The 13,148-nt window shown below is 43.6% G+C and carries 11 protein-coding genes; all 11 read left to right on the top strand.

The window, feature by feature from the left end:
• Nucleotides 1–64: 64 nt before the first annotated feature.
• The 11 genes from CTY48_RS16880 (at nt 65) to CTY48_RS16830 (ending at nt 13,143) form a co-directional block, all read left to right on the top strand.
• On the top strand, nt 65–2,260 hold the full coding sequence (locus tag CTY48_RS16880) for an alpha-galactosidase (protein ID WP_099469616.1): 2,196 nt from the start codon (nt 65–67) through the stop codon (nt 2,258–2,260).
• Nucleotides 2,257–3,990, top strand: coding sequence for a B12-binding domain-containing radical SAM protein (locus tag CTY48_RS16875; RefSeq protein ID WP_099469615.1), 1,734 nt, complete (start codon nt 2,257–2,259; stop codon nt 3,988–3,990). The genes CTY48_RS16880 and CTY48_RS16875 overlap by 4 nt, the downstream gene beginning before the upstream one ends.
• The gene (gene nth / locus CTY48_RS16870) at nt 3,987–4,643 is read left to right on the top strand and encodes an endonuclease III (protein WP_099469614.1); all 657 of its coding nucleotides are present in this window, start codon (nt 3,987–3,989) and stop codon (nt 4,641–4,643) included. Before CTY48_RS16875 ends, nth begins: the two co-directional genes overlap by 4 nt.
• Nucleotides 4,640–5,350, top strand: coding sequence for a 3'-5' exonuclease (locus CTY48_RS16865; RefSeq protein ID WP_099469613.1), 711 nt, complete (start codon nt 4,640–4,642; stop codon nt 5,348–5,350). The genes nth and CTY48_RS16865 overlap by 4 nt, the downstream gene beginning before the upstream one ends.
• A 348-nt stretch (nt 5,351–5,698) precedes the next feature.
• A complete protein-coding gene (locus CTY48_RS16860; protein ID WP_099469612.1) occupies nt 5,699–7,231 on the top strand; it encodes a VanW family protein in 1,533 nt (510 codons plus the stop codon).
• 40 nt (nt 7,232–7,271) lie between these two features.
• On the top strand, nt 7,272–8,282 hold the full coding sequence (locus CTY48_RS16855; protein WP_099469611.1) for an AIR synthase family protein: 1,011 nt from the start codon (nt 7,272–7,274) through the stop codon (nt 8,280–8,282).
• Nucleotides 8,279–8,764, top strand: a complete 486-nt coding sequence (locus CTY48_RS16850) for an Lrp/AsnC family transcriptional regulator (protein WP_099469610.1) — start codon at nt 8,279–8,281, stop codon at nt 8,762–8,764. Before CTY48_RS16855 ends, CTY48_RS16850 begins: the two co-directional genes overlap by 4 nt.
• Nucleotides 8,761–9,927, top strand: a complete 1,167-nt coding sequence (locus CTY48_RS16845; protein WP_099469609.1) for a pyridoxal phosphate-dependent aminotransferase — start codon at nt 8,761–8,763, stop codon at nt 9,925–9,927. Before CTY48_RS16850 ends, CTY48_RS16845 begins: the two co-directional genes overlap by 4 nt.
• Before the next feature lie 70 nt (nt 9,928–9,997).
• Entirely contained in the window at nt 9,998–10,510 is a 513-nt protein-coding gene (locus CTY48_RS16840) for a tRNA (cytidine(34)-2'-O)-methyltransferase (protein WP_099469608.1), read from the top strand.
• A 61-nt stretch (nt 10,511–10,571) separates the two neighbouring features.
• Complete coding sequence (locus CTY48_RS16835) at nt 10,572–11,618, top strand: metallophosphoesterase family protein (protein WP_236355077.1); 1,047 nt, start codon at nt 10,572–10,574, stop codon at nt 11,616–11,618.
• Nucleotides 11,605–13,143, top strand: a complete 1,539-nt coding sequence (locus CTY48_RS16830; RefSeq protein ID WP_099469606.1) for an ATP-binding protein — start codon at nt 11,605–11,607, stop codon at nt 13,141–13,143. The genes CTY48_RS16835 and CTY48_RS16830 overlap by 14 nt, the downstream gene beginning before the upstream one ends.
• The last annotated feature ends 5 nt before the right edge of the window (nt 13,144–13,148 follow it).

The following is a 13,148-nucleotide window of genomic DNA, read 5'->3' as shown; positions in this document are numbered from 1 at the left end:
ATAATCAAAGAAAACAGCGAAGCGGCATTTCAGATACAAAATGCCGGGAAAAGTGAGGAATATGATGGCAATTAGAATAGATGATTCAAAAAAGCTCTTTACTCTTCAGACAAAAAATACCACATATCAAATGCAGGTGGGAAAATGCGATGTTTTGCTCCACCTTTATTATGGAAAGAAAGTAGAAAATGATAATCTTGATTATTTAATAAAGCCTTGCGACAGAGGTTTTTCAGGAAACCCATGCGAAGCGGGAGACGAGAGGGGATATTCTCTGGATACGCTTCCACAGGAGTTTTCAGGCTATGGAACGTCCGATTTTCGTCTTAACAGCGTTGCGGTGAGCGGTGAAAACGGAAGCCTAAGCGCTGATTTTCGTTATGTTTCTCATATGATTTTGGATAAAAAACATGAAATTCCTGCAATGCCGTCACTCTATGACAACGGAAGTGAGGCACAGACGCTGGCAGTCGTTTTGGAGGATAAGGCAGCAAAGCTTAGAGTGACACTGTATTACAGTGTTTTTGAGGAGCTTGACGTTATCACAAGAGCTGCGGATATTACCTATCTTGGAGAGCAGGAGGCGGTAATCAGTAAGGCGATGTCGCTGTGTTTGGATTTGCCTTATGGAAATTACGATATGCTTCATTTTTATGGGAGACATGCAATGGAACGCCAGCTTGAAAGGACTCCTCTGATGCATGGAACAAGGGCAATAGGAAGCAAGCGAGGAGCATCAAGTCACCATCATAATCCATTTGTCATCCTGTGCGAGCGAGAGGCTTCGGAGGATTATGGAGAGTGCTACGGCGCTGCCCTTGTATATAGCGGAAACTTTACCGCGGAGGTCGAGGTTGACCAGGTTGACCAGACACGTTTTGTCATGGGAATCGGCTCGGAGTATTTTTCTTGGACGTTAAAGAAAAATGAGGTGTTTCATATGCCGGAGGCTGTCTTGAGTTATACGGACAAAGGGTTTACGGCACTGTCTCATATTTTCCACAGAGCGTTTCGTCACAACCTGTGCAGAGGGGATTACAAATTAAAGCGCAGACCGATTCTGATTAACAACTGGGAGGCTACCTATTTTGATTTTAACAAGGACAAGCTTGTGGAGATTGCAAAAACGGCAGCGGAGCTTGGTGTAGAAATGCTTGTCATGGACGACGGCTGGTTTGGGAAGCGAGACAATGACGTGAGCGGCTTGGGAGACTGGTTCGTGAACGAGAAAAAGCTGGGTTCAACCTTGAAGGAGCTTGTGGATGAGGTAAACGGTCAGGGTCTTAAATTCGGTATCTGGTTTGAGCCGGAGATGATATCAGAGGACAGCGAGCTGTACAAGGAGCACCCGGAATGGGTCCTTCGGGTGCCAAATAAATTGCCGGATAGGAGTCGCTTCCAGCTTGTGCTTGATATGTCAAGAGATGACGTGAGAGACTACCTATTTGCTTCCATCAGCAGTGTGTTAGACAGTGCAAACATTGAATATATAAAGTGGGATATGAATCGTTCGATGTCTGATGTGTACAGCAATGCACTTCCGGCAGAGAAGCAGGGTGAGGCAAGTCACCGCTATATGCTTGGCCTGTATGACCTTCTGGAGAAAATTACAAGCAAATATCCGCATGTTTTGCTGGAGGGCTGCAGCGGCGGAGGCGGACGCTTTGATGCGGGAATGCTCTATTATTCCCCGCAGATTTGGTGCAGCGACAACACCGATGCCATTGAGCGCATTAAAATACAATACGGAACGTCCTTTGCCTATCCGATTTCCTCTGTGGGCTCGCATGTATCTGCGTCACCAAACCACCAGACCGGAAGACATACACCGCTGAAAACAAGAGGTGTTGTGGCGATGGCGGGCAGCTTTGGCTATGAGCTGGATTTAAGTAAGATGACAGAGGAAGAGAAAGTTTGCGTAAAGGAACAAATTGAGGATTTTAAGAAATATTATGATGTGATACAGGATGGGAACTACTACCGCCTGACAAATCCGTTTGAAAACCATTATTTCAGCGCATGGCAGTTTGTGTCTGAGGACCGGTCCAAGGCACTTTTCAATATCGTTGTCACCCATGTGGAAGGCAATGCAAGAGCTGTGCACTGCAAGCTAAAGGGCTTGAACGAAACGAGTCTCTACAGAATAAATGACCGCATTTACACAGGAAGTGCTCTGATGCACGCAGGTTTTGTTGTGGATAAGGAATGGTCTGACTATCCTGCAGAGCAGTATTATATAGAAGAAGTGGAAAAAAGATGAAAATTTTATTAGTGGCAATCAATGCAAAATATATACATTCGAACCTTGCTGTGCATAATTTAAAGGCTTATGCTTCAAAATATGCAGATGAGATTGAGATAGCAGAGTTTACAATCAACCATCGGCAGGATTATATACTGGAGGAAATCTATAAGAAAAAACCTGATATGGTGGCGATTTCCTGCTATATCTGGAACTTTCAGTATGTGAAAGAAATAACAATGGATTTAAACAAGCTTCTTCCAAGTGTTCCGATTTGGCTTGGCGGACCGGAGGTATCTTATGATGCCTCCGCCCTTTTGGAGGGAATGCAGCATATAACGGGAATTATGTACGGGGAAGGTGAAAAGACCTTCCTTGAATTGTCAGCGCATTATATCGAAAAGAGCAGTGAACTTGCGTATATCAGAGGAATTGTGTTCCGAAAAGACTCAGGCAGCATCGCGACAAATCCGCCGCAAAAGTTGATGAATCTGGACGAGATTCCTTTTTGCTACACGGATTTGGAGCGGTTCCAAAATAAGATTATCTACTATGAGACAAGCCGTGGCTGTCCGTTTTCTTGCAGCTATTGTCTTTCTTCCATTGATAAAAAAGTGAGGTTTCGAAGTACCTCTCTTGTGAAGGAGGAGCTTGCCTTTTTTATGGAGCATAAGGTACCGCAGGTGAAATTTGTAGACAGAACGTTTAACTGTAATGCCAAGCATTCGAGAGAGATATGGACATACTTGGCTGAAAATGACAACCAAGTTACAAACTTTCATTTTGAAATCGGAGCAGATTTGCTGACCGAGGAGGACTTGGAGCTTATGTCCAAGCTGCGCCCCGGTCTGATTCAGTTGGAAATCGGTGTACAGTCGACAAACGAGCAGACCATCCGCGAAATTGACAGAGCGATGGATTTTTCTGCTTTAAAAGTTGTGGTAGAAAAAATTAATTCTTTTCAAAATATTCACCAGCATCTTGATCTGATTGCAGGACTTCCTTACGAGGGATATGAGAGCTTTCGAAAATCCTTTAATGATGTGTACGCTTTGCAGCCGGAGCAATTACAGCTTGGGTTTTTAAAGGTGTTAAAAGGCTCTAATATGCATAGGAAGGCAGAGGAATACGGCATCGTATACCACTCCAATCCCGTGTATGAGGTGCTTTACACAAAATGGCTGAATTACGATGAGCTTCTCCAGATAAAAAAGGTGGAGGAGATGGTGGAGCTTTACTACAACAGCAACCAGTTTACCCAAACGCTTGAGCTGTTAATCCAAAGCTTTGACACGCCGTTTGACTTGTACCGGACGTTGGGCGATTTCTACGAAGAAAAGGGTTATGCAGGCATCAGCCAGTCCAGAATGACAAGATATGAAATTTTACTTGAATTTGCGGTTATAGTTGACGAAAAAAATGTCGATATATATAAAGAACGTTTAATATATGATTTGTATTTGCGGGAAAACCTAAAGTCCAGACCGAATTGGGCGGCGGATTTGAGTGGATACAAGGAAAAAATCAAAGAATTTTATAGGCGGGAGGAGACCGAAAGAAAATATCTTTTGGGCTATGAGGACTATCATTGGAAACAGATTAGCAAAATGACCCATATGGAAGTGTTCTCTGCCAAGGCACTGCAGCTTACACAGGCAGAGGGCAAGGTCATGGTTCTGTTTGATTATAATAAGAGGAACCCGCTCACATATGAAGCGTTTACACAGATAGCAGGTGGGATAGAATGAAAAAGAGAACAGCCGAAATACTGGCACTTTTAGATGAGGTGTATACAACCGAATATAAATGCTATTTGACGCATGAGACGCCGTGGCAGCTTTTGGTTGCGACGATACTCAGCGCACAGTGCACCGATGCGAGAGTCAACATTGTGACAAAGGATTTGTTTCAAAAGTATGACTCAATTGAAAAATTTGCGAATGCGGATTTGGAGGAACTTGAGAAGGATATCAAGACAACCGGATTTTATCACAATAAGGCAAAAAACATTATCGCGTGCTGCCAAAGGCTGATGTTAGAGTTTCACGGCGAGGTTCCGCGAACGATTGAGGAGCTTACCTCATTGGCGGGTGTGGGAAGAAAAACTGCCAATGTAATCCGCGGAAATATTTACAATGAGCCGAGCATTGTGGTAGATACCCATGTCAAGCGGATTTCAAAGCGTCTTGGCTTTACGGCAGAGGACGATCCCGAAAAGATTGAGTATGAACTTATGAAGGTGCTGCCAAAGGAGCACTGGATTTTATATAATATTCAAATCATCACCTTCGGGCGGGATATCTGTTTTGCGAGATCACCAAAATGCGAGGAGTGCTTCCTGCAAAAATACTGTGTGGAGTACAACCAAAAACCGGCGAAAAAAAGAGGAATAAAGAAATGATAAATTCATATATTGCATTAGATTTGGAAACAACTGGATTAAACCCTAAATTCGCAAGAATCATAGAGATAGGGGCAGCGCGCATTCAGGACGGCAAGATAGTGGAGACTTACGGAAAGATTGTAAACGCCAAAACCGATTTGCCGCAAAATATCATCAGCCTTACGGGAATCACGCAGGAGATGATGGAGGCGGGCGAGGCGCTTGAAACGGTTCTTGCGGAATTTATGGACTTTTGCGGGGACGATATTTTGCTAGGGCACAACATACCCTTTGATTACAGCTTTATGAAAAAGGCTGCGGTGAATCATGCCTATCCTTTTGAGAGAAAAGGCATTGATACCTTAAAGCTCGCCAGAAGATTTCTGCCGGAGCTTGAAAAACGGTCGCTTGAGAGCCTGTGTGAGTATTATCAGATTGAGCAGACGAACAAGCATCGAGCTTATTACGATGCCATCGCCGCAAGCGAGGTATATCAGATATTATTAAAACAGTTTTATTCGGGAAATGAGGGAGCGTTTGAACCATTCCAGTTAAACTATGAGGTAAAAAGAGAGAGCCCAATCACAGCGAGACAAAAAATATACTTGAATGATTTGATTAAATATCATAAAATAAGTTTAACTGTCCAGCTTGACAGCTTAACAAAAAATGAGGCGTCCAGAATAATAGACGGTATTATTCTCCAGCATGGGAGAATTAGTTAGTGATTCCTAATTATTTAATGAAATTGTAATATAATCTAAACACTCTAGAGAAATTTTTCTGATATGATTGGCATTAGATTCAATTTTCCCAAACCACGTAGAATATGGCACCTTTCAGGGATTTTATAAATTAGAAGTAGCAAAAGGAGGCAATTATGATCAATTTCAATAGTACGAAGACGAAAAGAACGATTTCAAGTATTATCGTTATTTTATTAGTATTATCTATGGTGTTGGCAGTTGTACTACCTGCATTATAGAAGAGGAAACAATAAATTTTTTATCGCAATCCATAGGCAAAAGTCAAAAAATGTGATAGAATCAGTCATTAGTAAAGAGGAATGTATTATGAAAATAAAGAAAATAGTAATGTCTTTAATCTGTATGCTTGCTATTGCGGCAATAGCATTCGGAATCAACGTACATGTGCAGGCATCTGCGAATTCGTCTGATCCTACAATCAGCAACGGTGTTTACATTGAAGGAATCAATGTTTCCGGCATGACGAAGGAAGAGGCAGAGAATGCCGTAAACAGTTATGTTGATGAGCTCAAAGCAAAGGAGATAACCTTTGTTATTGATACGAACAACGTGGCGGTAAGTGCCGACGAGCTTGGCATGAACGTAACCAACTTAGACGTTGTGGAAGAAGCAGTAAACCTTGGAAAAACAGGAAATATCATTCAAAGATACAAGGCTTTGAAGGATTTGGAACGGGAAAACAAGGAGTATGTCCTTGAGATAGCGTTTGATGATGCTGCAATCGAAAGCGTAATCAATGAGAAATGTCTCGCTTTTGATGTGGAGCCGGTAGAGGCATCCCTAAAGAGAGAAAAAGGAAAATTTGTAGTGACTGCGGGACAGACCGGTCTAGGCGTTGATGTTTCTGCATCTGCCAAACTGGTAAAGGAAGATCTGGCAGCATGGAATAAGGAAGATACAAGTATTGAGCTCTCTGTGGAATTGGTACAGCCAAAGGCTACAACAGAAGATTTTGAGAAGGTTACAGATGTACTCGGAACCTTTACGACAAGCTATTCTACTTCAGGCACAGCAAGATCTGCCAATGTAGAGAATGGTGCAAGACTGGTAAACGGAACCGTGTTATTTCCGGGAGAGACATTTTCTACGGTTAGTACAATAGCTCCTTTTTCAGAGGAAAACGGATACTATCTGGCAGGCTCCTACTTACAGGGACAGGTGGTAGACAGCTTGGGCGGAGGTATTTGCCAGGTATCGACGACTTTATACAATGCAGTACTTTTGGCAGAGCTTCAGGTAGAGGAAAGACACAATCATTCGATGATTGTCGGATATGTAGACCCATCTGCCGATGCAGCAATTGCAGAATCAGCGGGAAAGGACTTCAAGTTTACGAATACAACAAATGCCCCGCTTTATATAGAATCCGCTACATCAGGAAAGCAGATTACATTTACTATCTATGGAGATGAAGAAAGACCGTCAAACCGTACGATAAAATATGTCAGCGAGACTTTATCAACAACAGAGCCTACGGGCGCAAAATACGCATTGGATGCAACATTGTTATTCGGACAGCAAAAGCAGACACAGTCCGCACACATAGGCTATAAGGCAAAGTTGCATAAGCATGTATATGTGGACGGAAAAGAGACAGAGGTAACAGAAGTAAATTCAAGCTCCTATAAGGCAGAGCCTGCATATATATCAGTGGGAACCGCATGGGGCGATGAGGGCTCTATCGGAGTGCTTGCAGCGGCGGTTGCGACAAACGACCCTGCAACAGTGACAGCAACAATAGACAGCCTTGCAGGAATTGTAAATCAGGCAGCAGCATTGTCTGCACAGGCTGAGGCACAAGCGGCAGCTGAAGCAGCGGCAGCAGCAGCGGGACAGTAAAATAAAAAGAAGCTGAAGACTTTAGTTTGGAGTGCATAACATGAAAGTAGGAAAAGTACCGGAAAATGTATTAAAACGTTCCGTATTTAAACAGATAAGGACAAAGAGAGAGGAAGTCGTATTGGGTGCAGGTGTAGGCGAAGACTGTGCTGCAATAAGGCTTGCACCGGATGAAACCTTTGTCATCTCAACTGATCCCATCACCGGAACGGTGAAGGATATCGGTTCTTTGTCTGTGCATGTCACTGCAAACGACTTAGCTTCCGCAGGAGCAGAGCCGGTGGGTATTATGCTGACTGTGCTTTTGCCGGAGGATACTTATGAATCGGATTTAAAGGAAATGATGGAGCAGGTGGAGGAAACCTGCGCTCAATTAAATATACAGGTGATGGGCGGGCATACGGAGATTACAAAAGCCGTAAACCAGCCTATTATCAGTGTTGCAGGTGTCGGAAAAGTAAGAAACGGAAAGATGATATCCACCGGGGGAGCAAGACCGGGGCAGGATATTGTTGTCACGAAGTGGATTGGCTTGGAGGGCACTTCTATTTTAGCAAAGGAACACGAAGAAGCTCTTTTAACAAAATACCCTAAATTTCTTGTGGAAACAGCGAAGAACTTTGATCAATATATTTCGGTGATGAAAGAGGCCGCCGCAGCCGTTAAGTCTGGCGTTAGTGCAATGCATGACGTAACGGAGGGCGGGATATACGGTGCTCTTTGGGAAATGGCGGAAGCATCTGGCGTCGGACTGGAAATCGACCTAAAAAAGATACCAATTAGGCAGGAGACAGTAGAAGTCTGCGAGTTTTTTAACCTAAATCCATATTGTCTTATCTCAAGCGGCTCCATGCTCATCGCATGTGACAACGGTCACGATTTGGTGCGGGAGTTGGAAAGGCAAGGAATTCATGCCGCTGTGGTTGGAAAGACCACAAGAGGAAAAGACCGGGTTGTGGTGAATGAGGACGAGAGAAGATTTTTAGAGCCGCCTAAAGCAGACGAAATATATAACGTAAATAGTGAAGAGAGATTGGAGAAGCAAATATGAGAGAGACAATTTTAACTTTTATCGAAAAGAATAGTAAAATTGATTTGCATGAGCTTTCAATTATTTTGGGTGTCGAGGAAGCTGTTATTGCCAATGAAGTGGCAGAGATGGAAAAAGAGCGCGTGATATGCGGCTACCATACTTTAATTGACTGGGATAAGACGTCAACCGAGAAAGTGACGGCGTTGATTGAAGTAAAGGTAACCCCAATGAGAGGACAGGGCTTTGACAAGATTGCGGAGAGAATTTATAACTATCCGGAGGTTCGTGCCGTATACCTGATTTCAGGCGGTTATGATTTGCTTGTAACCTTGGAGGAGAAGAATTTAAGAGACGTATCCATGTTTGTCTCTGAGAAGCTGTCAACCCTTGATTCCGTACTTAGCACGGCAACTCATTTTGTCCTGAAGAAATATAAGGACCACGGAACCGTTATGGTACAGAAAAACAATTCAGATGAAAGGATGCTGGTGACACCTTGAGAAATCCATTATCAGATAAAGCAGTGCAAATTCAGCCGTCCGGAATTAGAAAGTTTTTCGATGTTGTAAGTGAGATGAAGGACGCAATTTCTCTTGGTGTAGGTGAGCCGGATTTTGACACACCTTGGCATATCAGAGAGGAAGGCATCTACTCCTTGGAAAAGGGAAGAACCTTCTACACCTCCAACGCAGGGCTGAAAGAGCTGAAAATTGAGATAGCAAATTATTTAAAAAGAAAGTGTAACCTTTCCTACAATTACAACACCGAGGTTTTGGTAACGGTAGGCGGAAGTGAAGCGATTGATATGGGACTTCGCGCGATGATTAATCCGGGAGATGAGGTATTAATTCCGCAGCCAAGCTATGTATCCTATCTTCCGTGTGCAATTTTGGCAGATGCAAAGCCGGTTGTCATTGAATTAAAGGCTGAGAATCAGTTTAAATTAACAAAAGAGGAGTTACTTGCAAACATCACCGATAAAACGAAAGTACTCATTCTTCCGTTTCCGAATAACCCGACAGGGGCAACCATGACGAAGGAGGAGTTGGAGGAAATCGCAGAGGTTATCATTGAGAAGGATATCTTTGTCATGTCAGATGAAATCTACTCAGAACTTACATATGGCGCGACGCATGTGTCCATCGCTTCTTTGCCGGGAATGTGGGATAGAACGATTGTCATCAACGGTTTTTCCAAAGCCTATGCGATGACAGGCTGGCGCCTTGGATATGCCTGCGGACCGGAGCTTATTATTGAGCAGATGACAAAGCTTCATCAGTTTGCGATTATGTGTGCACCGACAAACAGTCAGTATGCGGCTGTGGAGGCTCTTCGAAACGGCGATAAGGACGTCGAGGAGATGAGAGAGGCTTACAATCAGAGAAGAAGATATCTGATGCATCGCTTTAAGGAAATGAACTTAGAGTGCTTTGAGCCGTATGGTGCCTTTTATGTATTCCCTTGCATCAAGGAATTTGGTATGACCTCAGACGAGTTTGCGACCAGATTCTTGGAGGAAGAGAAGGTGGCAGTCGTGCCGGGAACGGCTTTTGGTGACTGCGGAGAGGGCTTTTTGAGAATTTCCTATGCATATTCATTAGATGATTTAAAGGTCGCTTTGGACCGTTTGGAAAAGTTTATAAATAAATTGAGAAGTAAATAGAAAGGCAGGGGATGTATCAGAGATCACAGATTTCTGAAATATCCCTTTTCCTGCTTATGAAGGAGAAAAAATGGCAAAGCTGAACATTGTATTATTTGAGCCGGAAATACCGGCGAATACGGGAAATATAGGAAGAACGTGCGTGGCGACAGGGACAAGACTGCATTTGATTGAGCCTTTGGGCTTTAGCCTGAATGAAAAGGCAATCAAGCGTTCCGGCATGGATTACTGGAGGAATTTGGACGTTACGACTTATGTAAACTACGAGGACTTTTTGGAGAAGAATCCGAATGCTAAAATCTATATGGCAACGACAAAGGCAAAGCAGGTGTATACAGAGGTTTCCTACGAGGCGGACTGCTATATTATGTTTGGTAAAGAGAGCGCAGGAATACCGGAAGAAATTCTTGTAAACAATGAAGAGACTGCGATTCGCATTCCGATGATAGGAGATATCCGTTCTCTCAATCTGTCAAACTCGGCAGCTATCGTCTTATATGAAGCGCTCAGACAGAATAATTTTGACCATATGGAGCTGGAAGGAAGCCTTCACAGACTGCATTGGAAGAGTGAAGAAAACTAAATTGTAATCGAAATGAAGTTATTAATAATGAAGCAGATGGGATGGGGATAACTTGAAGATAGTGCATATTGCGGACACACATTTGGGTGCGAACCCGCATCAGGACAACACATGGCAGATTGACAGGGCAAAAGAGCTTTGGGAGGCGGTCGAAAGAGTAGTCCGCTTTGCCGAGAAGGAAAAGGCAGATTTGCTTTTGATTGCCGGGGATATGTTTCACAGGCAGCCCTTGATGCGTGAGCTCAAGGAGTTAAATTATATATTTTCCCAGCTTACACACACGCAGGTGGTGTTTATTGCGGGCAACCATGACCATGTCAAGGCAAGCTCCTACTACAAGACCTTTGAGTGGGAAAAGCATGTTCATTTTCTTGCAAGCCCTACTGGGGAAAGCATATATTTTGAGGAGTTGAACACAGAGGTTTACGGGCTGAGCTATGACCACTATGAGATAAAAGAAAACCGTTGCAATGACATTGTGATTCGAGATAAGAGCCGGATTAATATTCTGCTTGCCCACGGCGGCGATGAAAAGCATATTCCTTTTTCCAAGGCAGAGCTTTCAGCGAAGGGCTTTGACTATGTGGCGCTTGGACATATTCATGTTCCTCAGGTATTGATACCGGGAAAAATAGCATATGCAGGTTCCTTAGAGCCCGTTGATATGGGAGATGAAGGAGTACATGGCTTCTTCCTTGCAGATCTTTCCAAGGAGGGCTGTGAGCTTAAGTTTATCAAGTGTGCGAAGAGAGAGTATCGGACGCTGGAAATTGAGTGTGATTCCTCTTTTACCAATCGAAAGCTCCTGAATGTGATACAGGAAGATATGGAAAAAACGAATGCACCGGCAGATTTTTGGAAGCTTGTGCTGACAGGCTTTCGAGATGAGGACATCAGCTTTGACAAAGAGGATATCTATGCGCTGAATCGTGTTGTATCGGTTGTGGATGACACGAAACCGGATTATGATTTTGACAAGCTGGCTCAGGAGTATGAAAAAAATATTATCGGAAGATATATCCAAAATATTCGTTCAGACGATATGACGGATACGAAAAGGCGTGCCTTGTATTTTGGTGTGAAGGCGCTGCTGGATGAAATGGGGTGACGGACGCATGGAGATAAAACAGTTAAAAATGAAAAATTTCGGTCGCTTTCATCAGAAAACGATAGATTTTGGTGTCGGGATTAATCTTGTTTACGGCGAAAATGAGTCGGGTAAGACGACCATCTACCATTTTATGAAAAGCATGCTGTTTGGAATCGAAAAGCAGAGAGGAAAAGCAGCACAGTTTGACAGCTATCATTTATATGAGCCTTGGGAAAACTCTCTCTATTATGAGGGCGAACTGCGCTTTCACGCAGGAGGGAAGAATTTCAGGCTGGAGCGGGGCTTTCACAAGAGCCAGAAAAAGGAGAGTCTGATTAACGAGGACGATGCGGAGGAGCTTTCCATTGAGCAGGGAGATTTGCTCCAGATTTTGGACGGACTGAACGAGACGATGTTTCGAAACACGATGGCAATCAGCCAGTTAAAGAGTGAGCCGGATGAAGGTCTTGCAGATGAGGTGAAAAATTATACGGCAGGCTTCTTTTTATCAGGAGATGGCGGTGTGAATGTCTCCAATGCCCTGAACAAGCTTACCAAGCAAAGGAAAGAAGCAGAAGCAAAGCTTCGCGAGCTGGACAACAAAAGGCAGCTGGTCATAGCGGGACTTCGAAAGGAAAAGGAATATATCCATACAGATTTGGCTAAGAAAGAAGGTCAACTGGAAGAATATACTGGTTTACATAAAGAGAGAGAAGCAGAAACGGAGGAATACAGCCGCTTTCTTCGAAAAAACAAAGGCAGAAAAATTGCAACGAGCCTGTTGATTGGTGCGGCTGCACTTCTTGGAATTATTTTTATTCCTCCGCTTTGGGGAAAGGCTGCAAGCGCCGCATTAGGGGCTGTAATTGTTTTGGTTTACCTTCTTTTAAACGGAAGAGGGATGAAGGAAAAAAATCGCCTTTTACAGGAGGCAGACAGGGAATTAAACCGTCTGGATGGCGGTATTGCAGGGCTTTTGGAGGATATACAGGATAAGCAGGTGCGTCTGTCCAATCTGGAGGAAATGATGGAGGAAGCGAATACAAACTCCATTCAGGAGGAGGACATGCGCAAGGATGTGGCATCACTGGATTTTGCTTATGAGAAGATTCAGGAAGCGTCCTTGCAGCTTCAGCAGGAGATGAGTGAGGGCATCAATAAAAAGGCTTCCGAGATTTTATCTGTTCTCACCGATGGAAAATACAGAGATTTACGCATTGACAGTAACACAGCAGCAAGGCTTAATACTGCGGATAAGATGATATACAAGGAGCAGGTCAGCAAGGGAACGATGGATGAGATTCACTTTGCTGTCCGTATGGCATTTTTGGATTTGTTTTTTCCGGAGGAAAAGATGCCGGTTATATTGGACGATGCTTTCGCGATGTATGATGAAAAAAGGCTCGGCAGAGCATTACAATATTTGGGGGCAGAGAAGAGACAGGTTATTTTGCTGACCTGTCATACGAGGGAAGAGGAGCTGATGAGACAGCTTCAAATTCCTTATCAGAAGATTTTACTGTCCGAAAAAGAGACTGAATGATAAGA

This window comes from Konateibacter massiliensis (assembly GCF_900184995.1).
Lineage (GTDB): Bacteria > Bacillota > Clostridia > Lachnospirales > Lachnospiraceae > Lachnotalea > Lachnotalea massiliensis.
The sequence above is the reverse complement of the archived record's forward strand: the minus strand, read 5'-3'. Positions and strand labels throughout refer to the sequence as shown.